Raw genomic sequence first — 19,898 nt, forward strand, 5'->3', positions numbered from 1 at the left:
AGAAAAGTATAATGTGTAAAATTGTGAAATGCCATTGCTATAGATACAATTAATTTATACCTAACAAAATTTAAAAAGAAAGGAAAGAAAGTATGAGAAAGAAGATTGTTGTAACTCTTTTGGCAATTGCAATGGCGGCTAGCAGTGTTCCGGCAGATTGCTTTATTAGTGAAGCAGCAGAGCCTTCGGTGATGCAGGAGCTGTATGTATCACCAAATGGACATCCAGATGCATCTGGAACAAAAGCAGATCCTTTGGATGGTATGGAATCTGCAAGAAAAAAAGTTCAGACAATGAACGACAATATGAGTGGAGATATTATTGTTTACTTTGAGGGGGGAGAATACTTTGTAAAGGAAAAAAGTGCTTTTTCTGCCAAAGATTCAGGAACAAATGGGCACAAAGTCGTTTATAAGGCAGTTCCTGGAGAGACTCCGATATTTACATCGGGGGTAGAAATTTCAGGGTGGAAAGATGCAGGAGATGCACAGAGAACAGGATTAATGGTCGCAGATGCAAAAGATATTACTGACACAAGGCAAGTATATGTAGATGGTGAGATGGCAGTGCGAGCCAGAGGAAATGTTGAAGGCAATATTACTCGTTATGGAGACAAAAAAGTTTATACAACTTACAATGGAGACCATGATGCATACAGCGGATATAAGGTCGACAATTTGAATATACTGGATTGGAAAAATCCAGAGACATTGGAATTTGTATACGATATTAGCTGGGCACATCGAATTGTACCGGTTGACAGTGTGGAGAAGATGAGTGATTCTGAAATTTTTATTCGAATGGAAGAAGATTCTTTCCGCACGAGTCAGATTGCAGGAGGAGTTCAGGCAAATTTACCAAGTTATATTGAAAATGCATATGAACTATTAGATGAACCTGGTGAGTGGTATTTCGATGAGGAAGAAAAGAAAATTTATTATATGCCTAAAAAAGGGCAGAAGATGAGTGAGACAGAAGTAATCGTTCCGACAACGGAACAGTTTTTTACAGTAGAAGGTGAGGTGAATGATAAGGTACATGATATTTCATTTGAAGGATTAAATTTTGAATATAATACGTGGCTTTATCCGAGTACACACGGATGGCCGGAGCAGCAGGCAAATTTTGCACATGACCCAAAAGAAACCTATAATATGCATGCGTACTCAATGATTCCGCAGGCATCTATTGAAGTGAAGATGGCAGAAAGAATTTCAATTACAGGTTGTAATTTCCAAAATCTTGGTTCTGCTGCTATCAATATTTTACAGGGAACTGTAGAAAATGTAGTGCAGCAGTGTGTGTTTAAAGATATTTCGGCAGGCGGTATTTTAGTTGGTGGTGTAAATATTGATGATGCACATCCGTATACAGGAGAGGGCATGACAATAGAAAACCATACACATGATGACAGACTCATTGCAAAAGATAATACAATAACAAATAACTATTTCAATGGAATAGGAACAGAGTATAAGGGAAGTATTGGTATTACTGTAGGTTATACAGATCACACAGTCATTACACATAATACAGTTCGAGATGTTGCGTATTCTGGAATTTCCGTAGGATGGGGATGGGGATATTGGGATCAAGGAGGACGCTTTGGCGATGATGAAACTCCGGCAGATTATCCGGTATTTCCTGTTGGCGATGCAGCGGTTTCCAGAAATAATGTAATCGAATATAATGATGTATCACTCTGTATGATGAAATTACATGACGGAGCAGGAATTTACACACTCGGAGATATGCCGAATTCAAGTATTAGATATAATCTGATTCATGATAATGTCGGATGGCCGGGAGGTATTTATTTGGATCAAGGAAGCGGCGGTATGACTGTGGAAGAAAATATTACATACAATGTTCAGGTTCCGCTCAATCATAACGTCCGAGAATACACATGGGGTTATAAAAATGATCATCCGGTAATTAAGGATAATAATTATTTTAATATTTCTCCTGATATGGATGGATATCCAACTGAATTAGCAGCACAGACAGGGGTACAAGATGAATACAGTTGCATTATTCCAAAAGAATTAAATTCTATGATAGCGCCGGAGTTCCCGGAGACCGGAGATAGAGTTCTTTTGGAAGGAAACTTTGGAAAAGAAACAGGAAAGATTATTCTTCAGGGAAAAGATGGAGAAATTGTTGTGGATAAAGCGTCAGGGAATATTATCAGTTGGACAGAAGAACAAATTTTGTTCCGCATTCCAGGTGGTGTTGTTACAGGACGAGTTTATGTCAAATGTGCTGATGGGACAGACACGAACAGAAGTGATATTTTGACAATTGGAAACTTTAAAGAAACATTATTTGAAGATGACTTCGATTCCTATGAAATTGGAAACCTTAAAGAACAGGATCAGGCAGCAAAAAACTACAATGAAATATCAGACAGGGCAAGTATTGAAGAAAAAGAAGATGGTTCTAAAGTATTAAAGTTGAGTTCAAATTGGGCAGATACCATAATTTCAAAAAATGCAAATTGGTCTGATGTTATGCTTACTCTTGATTTTTATTTCGAGAAAAAACCAGAAAGTTTTGGTGGGATCTATGTAGTACCGCGTTATCAAGATTCTATTATAAAAACTTACTAAATTTCTGATTATCTTTTCATAAGTTGGTAAATGCCGATATATCCCGTATTTTAGGGCTTTATCGGTATTTTCTTTTTGGAAGATACCTTGCATAAGCTGGCATTTACCAGCATGAAAATGCAACCAAAAGTAGTAAATGAGTAGTAAATATAAGCTCCGATATTAACAAGCCAGTCTTTCCAGTTCCGCTTTTGCAGATTGAAATGTACCGTGTGCGTAATAGCCAAGTGTCATGGTTATGTTAGCGTGTCCCATGAGATATTGCAGGGTGTTTGGGTTCATTCCTCTATTTGCCATATTCGTACAATAAGTATGCCTGAATGAATGTGGTGTGATGTTCGGTAACTTATCCGTGTGATACTTGTTATATTTCTTAATCAATCCTCGCACCATACCCTCATAGTTTCCTGCAACTTTAGGCAAGCCCTCACGGTTTAAGAATAGGAAATTGCTGTAACCACCTACAATCAGCGGTTGTGCTTTTCCTCTGTTCTTTAGTATTCTTTGGATTGCTTGATAAGCCCGTTCTGTCAATGGAAGTTCCCGTTTTCCGTTTTTGGTCTTTGGTGTTTCAATATAGTAGCCCATTTCGCTATCTTTCAATAACTGGTGGTCTATATTGAGTATTCTGTTCTGCATATCAATATGCGTCGTCAGTCCGCAAAATTCAGAAATACGAAGTCCCGTTTCCAGCAGAAGCACAACCTCATCATAATACTTACTATAAATCTTGTCCTTTTCCATAAAGGCAAGCAGGCGTTCTTCCTGCTCTGGTGTAAGGATAACTTTCTGCTCTGTATCATCTTCCAGAACATCACTTAGCTTAAATTCAAATGGGTTCTTTCTGATACAGTCGTCTTGTATCGCCATGTAAAATGAAGCTTTCAAGGAACGCTTATAGTTATCAATCGTTTTATAGGCATATCCTTTTTCGCTCATTCTGATAGCCCATTCTTTAGCGTCCGACTGCTTAACAGTATCAATCGCCCTCATACCCAATGGGTCATTTTTCAGAGCATTCATAAGATACTGTCGTCCCTTTTCAGTAGCCCTTTTGATGTTCTTTCTTTGGCTGTTTTTCTTGTCGTAGAGTTGGCAGACTGTCATTTTACCGCCGACTGTGTCGATACCGTCGTTAAGGTCTTTTTTTATCTGTGCTTCTTTTTCCCTCAATGAAATATCATCACGCTTTCCAGCAGGTGTCTTGTCTGTCGGTACAAGTTTCCAAGAATAGATAAATTGTGGCTTTCCGTATATATCGGTATATTTATAAACGTATCTTCCGTCTTTTCGCTGGCTCTCTCCATTACGCAAATTGCGATTTTTACTGTCTTTTCGTTTCGCATTAGACATAGTGTAAAGCTCCTTTCCGTCATGGAATGAGCCGTGATACGCTATACTTTATTATACCATATCTACGGCTCAATGACATTAGATTTCGTCCAATGTATCTATGATTTTTTCAAATTTTTTTCGCTTAATCTGAATACGATTACCGTTCACGATAACCCAGCCAGCGTCAATATTTTCTTCGGCTAATTTACGCAATTTCTTTTCGCCAATGCGGAAGTATTTGGACGCTTCCTCAATCGTCAGCGTATATTTTTCCCAGATAGGCACATCAGTATTGTTCATAATCTATGCACCCCCTTTACTGTGTATCATTTTTTACAAGCAGGCAGACGGCTTTGGAAAGCTCCGTTAGTATCTCAACTATTCCCATTCTTGTGGGCAGAACCGCACCATGCGGACGTATCATTATTCTGTGAGGATAGGTCGTGGCAAAACGACTTTTCCAACAGTCGCTCTCGGATCACTGCGTGGGTCGCTCGCTTTCTTTTGAAAAGGTCGTGGCGTACAGTCCCCGTGGCTCGCTATCTCACAAACGTATCTGTCTGCTTTATTCAGTTGTCAAAGAGCTGTGGCGAAAGCGTGTTGCTTTCATGTAAAAGCAGGTGCAGAGCAGGAAAGAGGGGATTGAACAAATCATGCTCTGCGATTACTGCTTGTTATTCTTCGGTTTCTAAAGGAATATCAAAGTCCAAAATCATTTTGATAAGTGCTTCTCTGATACGTCCTTTTAATTCCATGTCTACGACTATGCAGACATTACCATATCTGTCGTAGAACGGACGCAAACAACATTTTGATATGTACGGGTCATACAATGCTAGTATCTTTTCAATCGAATTTACGTTGCCGTCCACAGCCGACGAGATAAGGTAAAATGACGGGCGTGTGTTATTCATCATTCATGTTCTCCTTTAATTTTTTCTTGATTTCTTCAAGTGAGTTCTTCCTACTTCGGAACGACGTTGAACGGTTAATCTTTAATCTGTCGCCGATTTCTGTATCGCTCATGCCTAAGAAGAAATACATCAACAAGATTTCTCTGTCTTTTTCAGACAGATACTTAATCGCTTCTGCTAAATCATCATCAAGGACACGAACCTCAATACCACATACATCAAAGGCGGTATAATCGCTTTCGTATTCGTCCCAGACTGCCAGCTTTTCCACGACGATTTCTGGAAGTTCACAATAGGAAATTTCCTTATTTCTTCGTCGCTTTAATTCTTTGCGATAATTACGGACAATGCCTTTCACTACACGTTTGAGCTTGCAGTCAAATTGACATTGTATTGTCTTTTGGAAGTCCGACGGTTTCATATCATCACACCCCCTTTCCGTTATGACGTGAAAAGTGTTTATCCCTCTTTCCGCACCATATCTGTACAGCAAGGTGTGATTTGTTGCATGAATTTGAAAAAAAGTGAAAAAATTTTTTCGGGTACAAAAAAAGCCCGCACAAAACATATAGTCTGTACGAGCTATTAAAGCTGTGAGATATTCAGTTGTTGATAAAATGCTGTTAGGTAGTGTATGACCGTATAAGATTATGCTTAAAACTTTCCATGACCCAAGCCCCCTTACAGCACTTGATTTTTATTACCCTTTGTTTTTTTCGTAATCTTGTAAATATATTCTTCTGGTGTAGGGCGTTTATTTCCAAAATACTTTTTGAAATTTGCCTGCACTTCTGGGTCGGTGCTATTCATAGCTTCATCAATCGTTGCTTCAATATCCGCCCGAACATCAGACAATGATACACTGCCAGCTTTTGCACCAGCTTTTAATGTCTTTTTAATATCACGTTTTCTAAGCCCTAACATAGTTATTCCTCGTCATTATCAAATTGTTTTTCAAGTCGTTTTTGTCCTATTTTTTCAATAGAATATACAGCCCCCAAAATTAAAGTAACAAAAATGAGAGAAGAAATAAAAGTAATACCTATTACAGCAAGAAAATGTACGTCCAATATTCCAGTATATTTTTCCCCATACATAGTATAATTTCTAATTCCGTTAAAAATGGTAATCAGAACTGCTAATAGTAAAGTAGAAATTACCTTAATTTTTTTCCCAAAATATAAGTTATCCATAGAACCGTATCCAACCATTGCACCTCTGATTGAAAGATACACTATCGAAACAATCATAACAATCATTTCTGTTAAATATTCTCGTACTCCCATATCTAGCATATATGCTTTTATAAAAATAGATAGTGCTAAAATAGCAATAACCAAAATAAATGCTTCACTCTGAATTTTGTTATTTAATTGAATGATACGTTCATCTTTAATTTTATTTGTTTTCATGCTTTTATTCCTCCCAAAATAAATCGTTTAAAGTCTTATTAAGTGCTTTACAGATTGCTAAACAAAGTTTAAGTGTCGGGTTATAATTTCCAGCTTCAATCAATCCGATTGTTTGACGTGTTACACCTACTGTTTTTGCTAAATCTTCTTGACTCATATCACACTCAAGTCTAGCAATTTTTATTCTTTTATTCTTCACAATTTCACTTAATGCTCCTTTCTTTCTGTTTATACATGAATTATATATTATAAATTCCATAATGTCAAGTATATATTACATTATGGAATTTATAGATTTCATTGTATCTAACAAAATTAAAACAATAAGTAGTATGTGGGAGTATAACAACCTTTATGGACTTTTTATCCTACAATCTTCCAGTTGCTATCCTTATGTAGCACAAGCTCATACTGCGATACCTGTGTCGCTTTTGTCTGATTATCAAGGAATTTCACAGCTACCTTGACTTTTACATTGTCCCCGTCCTTTGTAAAGATAGGGTTTACCAATTCAGAATAAAGGTAGTCCCTGCCGATAGGCTCAATCACATTTCCAGATACATAGTAAGCAAGCTCTTTTTCCGTAGCTGTCGGGTACAACTTAAAGAATGTTTCCAGAAATGCGGTAGCGTCGTTTACGGTATCAGCGTCTACGCTTGCGTCTGCTTCTGGTGTCTTTGGCTCATAGTCCGATTTTTCGATTGCTGGTGCAAGGGTAGGGTTCTGAACGATTACCATATCCCCGTCAGCGTCCACATGGACTTTTACTGTATAGGTTGCTTTCACATTGTTTGTCTGTTCTCCCTCTTTTATCTGCTGATCTACTTCGTAGGTAGCAGAAAAAGTGTCCGTTCCCGACTGTTCAATACTCCATACAATCACATTTGTAACTGTGGAGCTGGTCGGTATATCCGTTCTGATTGTATCAACATTCAAGTCCTGCAATTCCTTTGTCAGATAACCGTTGATTGCCTGCGTCCTTGCTTCAATCGCTTCTTTGCTGTTATTCCATGTGTAGTAGGACTTCGCAAAATTCTTCACGAAATTTTCAATCCCGTTGGTGTCCTGCAAGCGAAGCTCAATGATTTCTTTTTCATGGGTGGTGTGCTGGTCGATAGCCGTAAAATTCTTATACACTCCAAAGCTTACGCTTGCGATAAGCACCACCCACAACGCAATCACGGTTTTCTTATGTGTGCCTACCTTAACAGTACGCACCTTTTTTTCTTTTGGTTCTTTGATAGTTTCTGTTTGTTTCTTATTCTTCTTAAACATATTTTCAAGTCCTTTCTATTGTTTTACTCGTCCTGCACCGATTAAGTGCTGTTGCCAGTAACTACTACTTAGGTCTGCATATCCTATCGGGTCGCCTGCATGATATATCTGGTTATTCCCTACATAAATTGCAACGTGCGTTACATAAGTACCAGCGTTATAGGTAGAATGGAAAAACACCAAATCGCCAGCCTTTGCCTGCGAAAGCGGAAGATGTTGGGTAGCGTCATATTGTGCTTGTGCTGTTCTCGGTAAGGAGATACCAGCTTTTCCATAACACCATTGCGTCAGTCCCGAGCAGTCAAAGGAAGTCGTAGGAGAAGAACCACCATACACATACTTCCAGCCTTGATATTTCAATGCTTCATTCATTACCTTTTGTGCCAGCTCTCCCGACATCTGCGGAACAGTTAGATATTGATTGACTAATTCGACGTAGAACATATTTCCATAGCCATACCGCCAGCCCCCGTTCTTCGCAACGGCTATCGGGTTGGTGTAGGTTACTTTTTTACCGCCCGACTTCTCACGGGCAAAATTTTCTGCAAGATTAAAGGTATATTTCTTTCCTTTTCCTGCCACATATCCCACATAACCACCGCCATAGTTATAGGACTGTATCGCTACATTCAAGTCGTCGATACCTTGATTTTGGCAGGAAGAAAGCAGGGACGCAAAATATTTACACCCCTGCTTGATTGAACTTTCTGTATCTAAAGAGTTGGGTGGTAGTCCCAAACTTTCCGAACTCTGCATAACATCTTCTGCCGTACCGCCACTTTCTACTTGAATGATAGCAAGTAGCACATTGACATACTCGGAGATACCGTTTTCTCTGGCGTATTTTTCCACCATAGGCTGATGTTTCAAAACTTCTGCGGATAAATTCATACCCGTAATGCCAGAAGAAAAGTTGCTGTTTTCGTCGTCGCTGTCCGCACTAATGAGGACACCAAAGAACAGCACCAGAGAAAAGAGGATAGGAAACAGACTGCCAATAAGAGCGATATGTTTCAGTTTCATTTTTTCTTCTGTCCTTTCTTCATTACAAGGTTACGGTTCTTTTCGGTATGTTCCGTTGTACGCTTTGATTGTTCAAAGGTCTGTGCCTTTGTGGTACGCTCTGCTTTGTAATTCTGGCGTGTTTCCTGCGATACCACTTTTTCTACATTCTGCCTATGTGCTGGCTGTATAGGCTGGGACGCTTTTCTATCAGAAGCACCAGAAGATAACGGACGCTCTTTGATAACACTTGTCTTGACTGGCTCACTTATCTTTGAAGTGGTCGCTGTGGCAGGGCGTTTGACTTCCTGCATTTTTTCCACACTCGGCTTTGGAATGGTTGAAGCTGTGGCTGGTCGCTCATGGGGACTGGTAGCTCCCGTTGTTGCTGATCCGTCAGCCTTTCGCTGTGCCTGCCTTGCTTCTTGTGCTTTTTGAAGCTCCATACGCTTGTCAGCAATATTCTGCCTGCGTTGCTCCTGCTTTTCCAATCGTCCCGTCTGTCTGGACTGCTGTTCCTGCACCATGCCACGCTTGAAATCTGATACGCTGGACTTTGCCTTTTCCTTTGCGGAATACACCGCATAAGCGGTCTGTGTCGGCATATCTTTGATATTTTCTTTGACAGCATTTGCCTTGTCTTTCACTTTATTTTTCGTATCTAAGACAGCACCCACCCTTGAGCCTGCTCGCTGTCCCATGCTGGAAGTGGTATTGCCCCGATTTTCTTTAGAAGCTGTATTTTTTCTTTCCGCTCGTTTGCCAGCAACGGCACTTCCAGCCACCGCACCAGCCACACCACCCGAAATACCGCCAGCACTTACTGCCCTTGCAATACGGTGTTCCATACGCCTAGCCCTATGTCGCATAAACAGATACGGTCTACGGAAAATCCTGCGTCCCATGCTTTGACTGTCATTAGCATTCAAAGAGAACATACTCATTAAGTCGCCCAGCTTCATATAGATACCAGCGAAACATACTATCTGCAAGAACGCCACCATAAAGAACGGATAGTCCGTGGAAATGTTATAAAACATACTGGAAATACTGAACGCCACCGTTACAATGAGCGTTATTCCTGCCCGTGTCATTATGGTATTAAATACCCTTACGATTGCCTGCTTTGCCATGCTTTCATAGCTCGGTATCATAGAGAGCAAGAAACTAATAGGCAGGAACATAGCGAAGATAATAAAAAGTATCTGGCTGAACAACATCATACCCGTAAGCAAGAATACAAATATCGTGATACCTAAGTTGAAGAACAAGAGGAAAAACACCATACCCAAACGGTTCACTACCTGCGGTATTGTCAGATTGTTGTTGTCGTTGTCCTCAATCTCTGTTTTCACGACTTCCTCTCTGGTTTTCCCGTCCTCGTCCTCTGGACTTGCCGATACCAGAGCTTCCACACGGTCTGTACCGATTTCTTCTGCGTTGCTGTTCCCGAATTGTAAGAGTAGCCACGGCTGTTCTACTTGAATAGAAAATAAGCTGTCCCGTATCAAGTCCACGCTGTCTTTACCCTCACTGTCAGAGTTGGGGAGCATGATTTTTGTTCCCAAGTCCAAAGAAGCGGTGCTGATGTCTGATGAAAATTCATTTATCTTCTTGATGTAGTCGGGAGCGTAGGCAATAAATGAAGCGGACAGAATGAACACCACCACAAAGTTGATAACAGCGTGAAGTGCCTTGCTGGTTTCCCGTTTTATCAGTCCTGTATAGGCAACATAAAGTCCCACCACTAAGATAATGAGAAGCAGGAAACCGACATAAAAGCCAGAGCTGGAAAAACCGTTCTGTGTTACGCCTGCAAGGGTCTGTATGCTTTTTCCGATACTGTCTGCCATATCATTGATGAAGTCCAGCTTATAGGCTTCCTGCACCACATAGCCCGTAGCATTGCTTAAATAAAGGCTTATCGTCCAGACAAAATTGGTAATGCAGTAAAGCCCGTACTGCACCGATTTTCCAATCCCGTCCAGCCAGTTCCACGGCAACCACGACCAGCTATTATCCACATAAAAATCAAGCTGGTAGTTGGAAAGGGGATATTTTGAGTATAGATTTTCTGCGTTTATGGTATCGTCCACAAGCCCCGTCGCATGAGCCACCGTCCCCAGAAGTGAAAGCAGGATAAGGGAGAGTGCCACGACAAACATAGCCATTTTGAGAAAGTGGAAAATCTTCTTTTTTGTGAACGCACCTTTTATCCTTTCTTTCATCACTCCACCTCATTTCTCTGCACGGGCGGTCTGGTATCAAAGGCGTGTAGCAGTTCTTCAAAGACTGGGTGTATCTGCACCACACCGACACGCCCGTATAAGTCCTGCAATAAACATTGTCCGTTCTCCAAATCACGCAAGCGTTTCTGGTTGTTCTCATCGTCCTTGTCGATACCGAAAAACTCTAAGGTCTGCTTTATCTCGTTTATATCCGTGCTTCTAAATGCAAACTTTAAGCCGATATTGTTTTTCAGACTTTCCTTTGACACGTCATAGGCAGACTGGGTAACGAAATAAACGCCTGCCTGCATAGCTCGTCCAGCACGCACCAGCTTATTTGATAAGGTTTCGCCTTGTGCCACGTTTAAGAACGCCCACGCTTCGTCCAAATCGACAATCTTAAAAATGCTTCTGTCCGAATGGATAAAATCAAGGGCAAAGGTACTAATCACAATCAGCATAGACACCGACAATAATTCAATGGTCGTGTATTCCTCAAAGGTCGTGTCCTTATCTGGCAATACTAAGTCCGCTACTTGAATGATATTGAGTTGGTTATCCAGACTGATTGCATTTTCTACCGTACCGTCTGAAAACAGCAGGTGTGCAAAGTCGTAGTCCGTGAAGCTGTCGATATGGTCTGCGATATTTCTTGCTATGGGCGTATCTTCACGGCGTAGCTCGTCTATCACATGGAGCAAGCCTCGTTTGTCGCTCTGGGTAACGGAACGAACCGCCTTACGTAACACAGGAAATTTTTCGCCGTCCCTAGAGGAAATACCCGTAAGGAATGTTAAGATGTCGATTGCCAGACTTTCAGCGTCTTTTACATTCTTCATAATCACAAACGGGTCAAGAAGTCCTGCATTGCCTTTATCGCTTGTTAGGTTTACGATATTGATTTCATGGGCGATTTCTGGAAGTGTTTCTTTCCAGTTGCCACGCTCACTTTTAGGGTCTAACAGAAGTGCTTGACCGCCAAACAGCACCGCGTAATATACCAGAAGATTGTTACAGAACGATTTCCCACCGCCAAGCGAACCGACAAAAGCAGACGCTAAAGCGTTGGTAACTGTACCTTTTACACCTTGACTGGCAAGGGACGGTTGCAGGTACACATTTCTTCCCGTATCAACGGAATAGCCCATATAGATACCCGTAGTTTCCCCTAACTGCTGGGTCGCACCAAAGCCAAGCCCTGCCAAGAAGTCTGATTTTACATACTGCACATAGTCATTGATATATCGCTTGCTGGCAGGTAAAAATTCAGAATGAAGCCCCAGCATATCCCCAGCAGGACGCACCAGCTTTACATTGAGGTCGTCGTAAAAGTCCTTGACTTCATCACAACGGCGTTTCAGCTCGTCAAGATCGGGTGCAGACACCCGTATCACGTAGCTTAACTTATACATACTTTCTTTACTCTGGTCTAAGTCCGTTTCCAGCTCGTCCACGCTGTCTAATGCGTCCACCACATTTGAGCTGGTTTCACTTCCTGCTTGATAGGCGTGATTGTCCAAATCTTTCAATTCCTTTTTCTTGTTGCGGACGGTTGTTAATGCTTTTCGATTTTCCACGATTTCTACATTCATAGAAGTATCAACGGGGAATGTGAATTGCTGTTGCTGAAAATAGAAGATTTCACTTGACGGAAAATCAAGCTCGCCTACAATCGCATTGACAGTAAAATAGGACACATAGCTTTCCTTGTCCTCATGTTCCAAGCGTAAATACCGCTGGCTTTCCTCAATCACACACCTTGTCGGGCGGATAAGGTCGTAGTATTTTATCAGCGTTTCTTTCTGCAATTTCTTCTTTGGTAGCTGGTACTCATAATCTTCATAAGCGATACCGTCCCTGCCGTAAAGATCTTCCATGAGATAGCCAAAGTCATTGATTTCCAAGCGACGCACCTTAAAGCGACGGGAGATTTTATTTTCCAGTAACTTTTCCATTTTCATGTAACGGTTGACTTCATCATTCGGCATGGAAACAAAATCATTCATCAGCGTGTGGTTCACTTCATGAAGAAATTCCTTGAACGTCAGCCATGCCGATTTTTTGATGTTCTTCAGATTGAGCTGTTCTTCCGTAACCATGAGCTTAAAGCCAAGAAAAAAGCGGTAGTCCACTTGATTGTCCCCAATCATTGATACTAACGCTTCGGTCTGTTCGTCTATTTTTTGGACTGCCATCTCACGAAGTTTGCCCGTTACCAGTTTCTTTGACTGCTCCTGCATACTTCTAATGGAGCTTTCTGTGGCAATCTGCAACGCATGAATTTTTCCCTCACGGGACTGTGCGATTAGCTGTCGAAAACTGTCATGCACGATAAATTTCTGCTCTGCGGATAGAAAAGAATAGTTGTACGGTATCAGCTCATAGTAGGCGAACACCTCATTGTCCTTGTTCCAGACAAGGTTATTGTCAATATATTTTATCGGGAACATAGTTCACACTCCTTACTGCCGTGATTGTTTCATTCAAGGTCTGCTTATGCAGTTTTACGGCTTTTCCTGCATAAGTGATTTTCGGTCGCAGGGCATAGGTTATCTGTGATTTCAAAAAGCTGTACGGCTTCTTTCCGTCAAAGGTTTTCTGCGACATAAACCAAGTGAGAGCAACGGGAATACCGAAGTATTTGAGAAATGCTCCCTCAATCATGGAAAGTGGGGGAATATCCCCAAACAGAATGATGATAAATTCCGTAATCACAAACCATGTAATCTGTGTAAAAGTAACGGGAAAGGGTAAGTTAAAGTCATTGATTGCATACAAGACTTTTTCCACGTTCCAGATACCCGTATAAGATTTAATCTTTTTCAAGTTCTTTCAGCTCCTTTCGTAAGTTCTAAATGAGAAAAGGACAGCCATGTTTCAGACTGTCCCTTAAAAGAGAAATACGCTGTCAGTAGCAACCATGCCGTTGCTGATCTTCCAGCGTTAATATGGTATCTCGCACATACCTCGGCTTGTTTCAATAAAGCAACCGCCCATATCCAAATCTCGCCCGTAGGCTTCATAGTCAATGTAGTTCTGTAAGCTGGGTGGAATGTCGCCAAGTGCCTGCAATTCGTCTATGTAGTAGTAGGCAACGTCTGTCATGGTTTCACAGTCGGGATAATAATAAATATCGTCCTTGTGTTCCACGACTTCTTCCAGCGTCCCGTAGTGGCTGATAAATTCGTCCAGACACTCTACGATATAGTCGGGAAGTTCCTCTATCATTTCATACATCTCATTGAGTTCTTCAATGGAAACATACTCGCCAATCGCAATCGGGAAGTTGTCGGTATCATGGATTGCGTATTCCTCATACTGTTCATTCAAGCCGATTTTTTCTTTCACATCTTCTTCGTCAATGGGGAACGTGAACCAAGCACCGACTAAATAACCCTCATTGTATTTACCAAGATTAGCAATATAAACCGCCATATCATCAATTATAAGCACCACCTCATTTCCTACTCTGGCAGTTCAAAGATACCGTGTTCTGTTACTAAAAATTTCCCGTGTTCCTGCAAGTGAGAAGCGTAGGCTTCAAAGTCAAAATAGTATTCTTGACAGTCCTCGGACAGATGTTTGAACGTCGGGTCGTTCATCAGCTTTTGCCTTGCAACATCTATCATGCTTTTGCAGTCTGGATAAACGGTAATCACGTTCCTGCAAATATAAAGTGCTTCTAAATTCTCAAACACCGTAAGTAGTGATACATATTCTTCCTGCATATCACTTGAAAGCTGGCGGTACATAAAATCTAATTCGTTAAGCTGATACACGCTTGTATGTTCGTGAACTTCATCAGCATAAGGCAACACCTTTTCGATAATGCGGTAATCCCCACTTTCTGCACCGACACCTAACTTTTCTTCAAACTCGGCAACCTCTATCGGCAGGTCGAACCAGTATGATGTTGTTTCTTCGCCAGCTGTTCCTCTCGTTTCCACCAGCACCCTTGTTTCCTGCATTGTTCCTCACGTCCTTTCTGTTGTTTCATCACATCTTTTAAGGTCTGGTACGACATACCAAACACATACTTTGAAAAATCTTCTAACTGTCTTTCTTCATAGTCGGCAGGGTTCAGCTGTTTCATTTCCTGCCACACCTTACGCTTGTAAGAGGGCAGGTCAGAAATGTATTCACAACCGATTTTTTCCTGCATATCCTTAAAAATATTGTTCATTTCATCACTCCAATCTAAAATTTTAGTAAGAAAAAAGCAGTCAATCCTAAGACTAACTGCTTTGTGTGTATGGATATAAAATTGTAAAACTAGAATTTGTCGCTAACAACGAAAGAAATATCTTTTATTATACTGTAATCTCACTTTTTATCAAATCTGCAATACATTACAAAGTTTTTTACAGAAAAATGCTTGGGATTAAGATATTTAACTCCAGCATCTATCAGTTCAAATTTTTCATAATCAAACGCAAGTTTTTCATTATTCAAAAAATCGTCATCTATCCAGAAAGCAGGTAAAATATGCTCACAATAATCAGTGTATCTTCTGCATTCAATACATTCTTTATCTAAAGAATCTACGCCGACATAATGAATATCATAATCTACAGTATCGTTTATAAATTTTTCAAGGAAACTGTTCAAAACAAAGGCTACTCTATCATCACAATAAACATAACCAATTAAATTCTTATCTGTTATTTCCACACATTCATTATATCTGTCTATTGTTGAGTCATAGTATATAGCATACCAATATGCTTCTGGATTTCCCGCCTGTGAAAGAAAATAATTTCCAATAATGGCTTCCAAATGTCCACATAATGAAATCCATTGAGGGTTTGTACTACTACCTATTGAAAAAATACCACTAATATCCGTCATTTCATCACGCTCTCTATTGTATATCTTCAAGTTTGTCGCTTTTTTCATATCCATATTATACCATTCGTATATTAACACTACAATAAAATTTTATGCACCAATAATCTTATTGAACAGCTCTAACAGTACATCTTTCACACCGCCAGCATTGAATACCAAGCCGACAGCAATCAAGGCAACTACCAAGAAGCCGATAAGTTTGGAAAACTCACGCTTGAACCCTAAGTAGATACCGATAACCACAATCGCCATAAGCACTAAGCTCTGTGCATTTGATAAAAACCATTGATACAAATTTTGTCCGAAATTCATTTAATTGTCCTCGCTTTCTTTTAATTGTTTCATTTCATAGTCAGCTTCTTTGCCGACATTCAAAATACACATCAAGACTACGCCGATACCCATTCCCATAGATACCAGCAGGAAGTCTTTTAATAATACCCACATTTTTTATCACTCCTAACTTTCCACCAAATCTTTTGCAGGGGTCGTCTGCTGTTTGATTATCATTTCATGCTTTTCTGTGAGCTTTGCCTGCTGTTCGATTGTTTCCATGTAGTCTGTCCCATTTCCTTTATCAATCTTTTTCAGCATTTTCAAGGTCGGTGCTACCTGCCTTTGTACCCAACGCAATGTACGGTCTAAGGTGTAAGGCTCTGGCTTTGTCGTCAGCTTCAAACTCTGTCTGTTATCGCCGATAAACCAAGCCCAGCGGTCATTGAGTTTCCAGTCATTTTTTCGCTTGTCGGGTTCTTCATCAACAAACCGCACATACTGGTTGATAATAGAAAAGGCGGTCTGCTCTGCGTCATAATAGGTCAGCAAATCTCGTACTGCATAATAGGCACGTTCATTTCTAAGCCGTATCTCAAAACGGTTGATAATGTCGGCTTCTTCAAGCGGTGTCCCCAGCTTGACGTACTGCTCATAGTCTTTTTCATAGATACAGAAATACACATCTGATTTCAGCGAACCAAGATAAAGGGTACGTCCCATATATTCTCTGTCGTCCTCTCTGTGCTTGATAAGCTCGCCCGACTGATAAAACTTATAGCTTCTGGACTTTCCGATATATTCCCGTTTCCTGCATTTTTCCGCAAGCTCTGGAATATCCAAAATGCCCGTATGGTCGTTGATAGCAAGGTCGATACGCTTCATCACACCACCGTCTATGAGTGCGTCCATGAGAAAGTCATACCAGCTTCTTTGCTGTGCCAGCAGGTAACTTTCAAACTGTCTGCAACCACGCCCCTTTAACTCTAAAAGGACACCTTTTTCTTCGTCAGCCGACGTATAGATAAAGATGTCCCCTAAAGAATAATGCTCCGTATAACTGTAATGTCCGTAATCTTCATGGAGCATATAATTGATATTCAGTTTTAATATATTTTTGATGATGTGCTGTATATCCAGCGTGGGAAAACGAATTTTCACATAATCAAACAGCATAGTAAGCGGTGCTTCTGGATTGAACCTTGCCAGTTCTTTATGCAGAGTTTCCAAAAGCTCCTTTGACGGCTTCATTTTTCCGCTTTCTATCTTATTGAGATATTCTCTTGTGATACCAGAAGCCACCGCCAGCCTGCCTTGTGAGATACCGTAAGCAATCCGTTTCTCACGTAATTCTTTTATCCATTGTTCTTCATTCAGAACCATACCCCCAATCTGTCAAGTGTGAAGTTTTTTAAGACGACTTCACAGCCGATTTTTGCTAGAAAATCATGCCAGAAGCCTTATGTTTCCTATGTTTTTTGTCTATTGTCTATTTGCAAACGTACCCCTCTGTTAGATACCGAGGGGTTTTACCTGCTGGCGTGGCTAACGCCACACCAGCAACGGCTAGTCCGTGCCGTCGCCTTTCGCTTCGCACGTCGCCGTCCCGTCCTGCCTTGCTTGTGCAAGAGAGCCGATAGTCTGCAAAAAATCATGTTCTTTCGGGACTAAAGGCGTGTAAAATTCGCTTATCACGCTTGTTCCCACATCACAATAGCCACGCCCCTTGATACACTTCTGGAAAAACTGCTTTTTCACATCAGAACCGAACAGCATACCGTAACCTAATTCGCTGATACGCCCAAGTCCCACACGGAAATTGAAGTTATCTCTGATACCGTCCGAGAAATACTTTGCGTCTGGACGCTGGCAGGCAACGATAAGGAAATAACCTGCTTGTCGCCCTAACATAACGATTTTCTTTAACTGGCTAAGTAGGCTCACGCTTTCTTTTGTCCCTAGCATTTCAAAAAACGCCACATATTCATCAAAGATAAGAAAGCAGGGTGGCAGTTCCAGATAGGCGTAGTTTTCGCCCGTCTTATAGTTCGGGTATCGCTTCATTTCCTCACTTCGCTGTACCATGCCCTCATAAAAGGCATTGACGCAATCTATCATTTCTTCTTTGGTGTGATACACATTCCCCATGACTGTTCCCAAGTCCGCAAGGTCACCGTTCTTCGGGTCTAAGATATAAAGGACAGCGTTGGTATGCAATAAGGCTTCAATGAGCGTCAGCAGAAAATAAGTTTTACCGCCACCAGTCCCACCAGCAATCAGAGCATGAGGAAGTGCGTCATATTCCCAGACAAGATTTTTCATCAATCTAAGACAGCCGTTTTCTGCCCGTACTTCATCAATGGTAATTCGGTTCGCTATCATATCATAAAGCAGGGTATATTCGATATAGCCGTCATGCAGGGTCTTGTCGGTCAGCTCACAATACAAGCCACTTTCCAATTTATCCTCTAACCGTAAAAGCTGGTCTTGATATTTTCCCAGCGTGATTTCACAGCGGATATGAAGCAGTCCTTTTTCCATTTGATAATAAATTTTTGGAAACCAGACGATTTTTTCCCTTGATCTGCTTTGCAGGTCAGTAAAAAAACCGCTGTCTTGTACGGTATCGGCTTCATACCACTTATTTTCTAGTATCATTCTTGCCAACTTTTGACGGTGCAGGAGCTTCTTGAAACTGTCGTAACAGAAGCGGTAATACAGAAAAGCGACCAATGCACAAACACCAGTCGCTATCAGTATGGTTATGAAGTTGTATGTGGAAAGCGTCAAGCCGTTCTCTAACAAGCTGAAATGCTCCCAATCGGTACGCATGAGCTGTTTGATATTCAGTAGCAAAAGAACCGCCATAAATACAAACAGAAGCGTCCCTATGGAAAAGTGGTAAACAAGGTGCTTGTCGCTGGCTCTGATACGGTGTCCTTTGTTCAAAATCTTACGCATAAATCGTTCACTCCTTTCTGGGTATGAAAAAAGCAGTCAATCCTAAGACTAACGTAAGCGCAAAATAATTCGACGGATTGTGTTGCCCTAAAAATCATTCCATAATAATCAATAGAAAATGCAAGCATTTCACTTCATCTTCTCTTGCTAGAAATGATAGATGCGAGCATTTTACTCTATCCGATTTATGGAGGTGTGCTCATGAGAAGCAAAAGAATACCTACCGAAGAACAATACCGTCTCATCATGGAATGCCGTCAAAGTGGGTTGACAGATCATCAATGGTGTGTGGAACATGACATTAAACCGGGAACTTTTTACAACTGGGTAAAAAGGCTGCGTCAGAAAGGTTGTGTGGATTTGCCAGCGTCAACCGGACGCAGCTATCGTGCACCGGAAAGCCAGGAAGTTGTCAGAGTGGATTTTCATGATACTGACCCGCTCCCATATGAACAGCCATTAAATGTGATTCCGGTAGCTACGGAAAAAAATAACCTTTCCGTAGCAGAGCCAATGAAGCTGTCTGTAGGAAGTTTGCATCTAACAATACCAAATGGAACAGATCCTCAGCTTCTGGCTCAAACGCTTCGCATTGTGAAGGAGTTGGAATGTTAGGGGATATCACAGCCGCCGATGAAATCTATATCGTAACAGGCAGAACGGATATGCGGAAATCCATTGACGGGCTGTGTGCTATTGTAGAGAATCAACTCCATATGGATCCAAGGCGAAGCGCCCTGTATCTTTTCTGTGGAAAACGTTGTGACAGGATCAAAGCTTTGCTTTGGGAATCTGACGGATTTGTGTTGCTGTATAAACGTATGGAAGTCCAGGGCAGATTCCGCTGGCCCAGAAATCAGTTGGAAGTAAAGCAACTGACCTGGCAGCAATTCGACTGGCTCATGTCCGGTCTTGAAATCGAACAACCAAAAGCATTCAAACCTACGGAATGATTGTGTAAAACCTCTATGCCAGCCAACAAAAATGGAGAGCTTTCCACACCCTGTATCATGTCTGCAATCCCTTGTAAATACTGGGTTT

General features: G+C 41.1%; 22 protein-coding genes and 1 pseudogene. 3 read left to right on the top strand and 20 right to left on the bottom strand.

Annotation, left to right across the window (positions count from 1 at the left end):
• Positions 1–92 precede the first annotated feature (92 nt).
• On the top strand, positions 93–2,609 hold the full coding sequence (locus ACTQXY_RS02960; RefSeq protein ID WP_441658204.1) for a right-handed parallel beta-helix repeat-containing protein: 2,517 nt from the start codon (positions 93–95) through the stop codon (positions 2,607–2,609).
• Positions 2,610–2,771: 162 nt separating this feature from the next.
• Here ACTQXY_RS02960 and ACTQXY_RS02965 read toward each other — a convergent pair whose 3' ends face one another.
• The 20 genes and pseudogenes from ACTQXY_RS02965 to ACTQXY_RS03060 form a co-directional block, all read right to left on the bottom strand.
• Positions 2,772–3,962: a tyrosine-type recombinase/integrase gene (locus tag ACTQXY_RS02965; protein WP_441658205.1), complete on the bottom strand. Its 1,191-nt coding sequence runs from the start codon at positions 3,960–3,962 to the stop codon at positions 2,772–2,774.
• Positions 3,963–4,040: 78 nt separating this feature from the next.
• Entirely contained in the window at positions 4,041–4,244 is a 204-nt protein-coding gene (locus ACTQXY_RS02970; protein ID WP_116441539.1) for an excisionase, read from the bottom strand.
• A gap of 374 nt (positions 4,245–4,618) precedes the next feature.
• The gene (locus tag ACTQXY_RS02975) at positions 4,619–4,858 is read right to left on the bottom strand and encodes a helix-turn-helix domain-containing protein (protein ID WP_032512201.1); all 240 of its coding nucleotides are present in this window, start codon (positions 4,856–4,858) and stop codon (positions 4,619–4,621) included.
• Positions 4,851–5,279 (bottom strand): RNA polymerase sigma factor, encoded by a 429-nt coding sequence (locus tag ACTQXY_RS02980; protein ID WP_008787630.1) that lies wholly within the window; start codon positions 5,277–5,279, stop codon positions 4,851–4,853. Before ACTQXY_RS02980 ends, ACTQXY_RS02975 begins: the two co-directional genes overlap by 8 nt.
• Before the next feature lie 260 nt (positions 5,280–5,539).
• Positions 5,540–5,782 carry a hypothetical protein gene (locus tag ACTQXY_RS02985; protein ID WP_441658206.1) on the bottom strand — a complete coding sequence of 81 codons (243 nt, stop codon included), beginning with the start codon at positions 5,780–5,782 and terminating at the stop codon, positions 5,540–5,542.
• A gap of 2 nt (positions 5,783–5,784) precedes the next feature.
• Positions 5,785–6,270 carry a DUF6773 family protein gene (locus tag ACTQXY_RS02990; protein ID WP_441658207.1) on the bottom strand — a complete coding sequence of 162 codons (486 nt, stop codon included), beginning with the start codon at positions 6,268–6,270 and terminating at the stop codon, positions 5,785–5,787.
• Positions 6,271–6,274: 4 nt separating this feature from the next.
• Positions 6,275–6,469 (bottom strand): helix-turn-helix domain-containing protein, encoded by a 195-nt coding sequence (locus ACTQXY_RS02995; RefSeq protein WP_441658208.1) that lies wholly within the window; start codon positions 6,467–6,469, stop codon positions 6,275–6,277.
• A gap of 164 nt (positions 6,470–6,633) precedes the next feature.
• Complete coding sequence (locus tag ACTQXY_RS03000) at positions 6,634–7,545, bottom strand: conjugal transfer protein (RefSeq protein ID WP_441658209.1); 912 nt, start codon at positions 7,543–7,545, stop codon at positions 6,634–6,636.
• Positions 7,546–7,560: 15 nt separating this feature from the next.
• Positions 7,561–8,568 (bottom strand): lysozyme family protein, encoded by a 1,008-nt coding sequence (locus tag ACTQXY_RS03005; protein WP_441658210.1) that lies wholly within the window; start codon positions 8,566–8,568, stop codon positions 7,561–7,563.
• Positions 8,565–10,775 carry a CD3337/EF1877 family mobilome membrane protein gene (locus tag ACTQXY_RS03010; protein WP_441658211.1) on the bottom strand — a complete coding sequence of 737 codons (2,211 nt, stop codon included), beginning with the start codon at positions 10,773–10,775 and terminating at the stop codon, positions 8,565–8,567. Before ACTQXY_RS03010 ends, ACTQXY_RS03005 begins: the two co-directional genes overlap by 4 nt.
• Positions 10,775–13,225, bottom strand: coding sequence for a conjugal transfer ATPase TcpF (locus tag ACTQXY_RS03015; protein WP_441658212.1), 2,451 nt, complete (start codon positions 13,223–13,225; stop codon positions 10,775–10,777). The genes ACTQXY_RS03010 and ACTQXY_RS03015 overlap by 1 nt, the downstream gene beginning before the upstream one ends.
• Positions 13,203–13,601: a conjugal transfer protein gene (locus ACTQXY_RS03020; protein ID WP_004843362.1), complete on the bottom strand. Its 399-nt coding sequence runs from the start codon at positions 13,599–13,601 to the stop codon at positions 13,203–13,205. The genes ACTQXY_RS03015 and ACTQXY_RS03020 overlap by 23 nt, the downstream gene beginning before the upstream one ends.
• A gap of 117 nt (positions 13,602–13,718) precedes the next feature.
• Entirely contained in the window at positions 13,719–14,222 is a 504-nt protein-coding gene (locus ACTQXY_RS03025) for an antirestriction protein ArdA (RefSeq protein WP_002323345.1), read from the bottom strand.
• A gap of 17 nt (positions 14,223–14,239) precedes the next feature.
• The gene (locus tag ACTQXY_RS03030) at positions 14,240–14,743 is read right to left on the bottom strand and encodes an antirestriction protein ArdA (protein WP_071143764.1); all 504 of its coding nucleotides are present in this window, start codon (positions 14,741–14,743) and stop codon (positions 14,240–14,242) included.
• On the bottom strand, positions 14,662–14,958 hold the full coding sequence (locus ACTQXY_RS03035; protein WP_083382688.1) for a conjugal transfer protein: 297 nt from the start codon (positions 14,956–14,958) through the stop codon (positions 14,662–14,664). Before ACTQXY_RS03035 ends, ACTQXY_RS03030 begins: the two co-directional genes overlap by 82 nt.
• Positions 14,959–15,098: 140 nt before the next feature.
• Positions 15,099–15,677: a transposase gene (locus ACTQXY_RS03040; protein ID WP_243132352.1), complete on the bottom strand. Its 579-nt coding sequence runs from the start codon at positions 15,675–15,677 to the stop codon at positions 15,099–15,101.
• A gap of 36 nt (positions 15,678–15,713) precedes the next feature.
• Positions 15,714–15,935: a hypothetical protein gene (locus tag ACTQXY_RS03045; protein ID WP_002323342.1), complete on the bottom strand. Its 222-nt coding sequence runs from the start codon at positions 15,933–15,935 to the stop codon at positions 15,714–15,716.
• Positions 15,936–16,049, bottom strand: a pseudogene (locus ACTQXY_RS03050) (DUF3789 domain-containing protein); the annotation flags it as partial.
• Between the two features lie 33 nt (positions 16,050–16,082).
• Positions 16,083–17,279 (bottom strand): MobT family relaxase, encoded by a 1,197-nt coding sequence (gene mobT / locus ACTQXY_RS03055; RefSeq protein WP_441658213.1) that lies wholly within the window; start codon positions 17,277–17,279, stop codon positions 16,083–16,085.
• Between the two features lie 183 nt (positions 17,280–17,462).
• Positions 17,463–18,857, bottom strand: coding sequence for an FtsK/SpoIIIE domain-containing protein (locus tag ACTQXY_RS03060; RefSeq protein ID WP_441658214.1), 1,395 nt, complete (start codon positions 18,855–18,857; stop codon positions 17,463–17,465).
• Between the two features lie 201 nt (positions 18,858–19,058).
• On the opposite strand from ACTQXY_RS03060, the gene tnpA reads away from it, so the two are divergent.
• Positions 19,059–19,472, top strand: coding sequence for an IS66 family insertion sequence element accessory protein TnpA (gene tnpA, locus ACTQXY_RS03065; protein WP_172590409.1), 414 nt, complete (start codon positions 19,059–19,061; stop codon positions 19,470–19,472).
• Positions 19,466–19,810, top strand: a complete 345-nt coding sequence (gene tnpB, locus ACTQXY_RS03070) for an IS66 family insertion sequence element accessory protein TnpB (protein ID WP_119636218.1) — start codon at positions 19,466–19,468, stop codon at positions 19,808–19,810. Before tnpA ends, tnpB begins: the two co-directional genes overlap by 7 nt.
• The last annotated feature ends 88 nt before the right edge of the window (positions 19,811–19,898 follow it).

Source organism: Faecalimonas sp. LCP19S3_D12, from assembly GCF_052121495.1.
In the GTDB taxonomy this organism is placed as follows: domain Bacteria; phylum Bacillota; class Clostridia; order Lachnospirales; family Lachnospiraceae; genus Faecalimonas.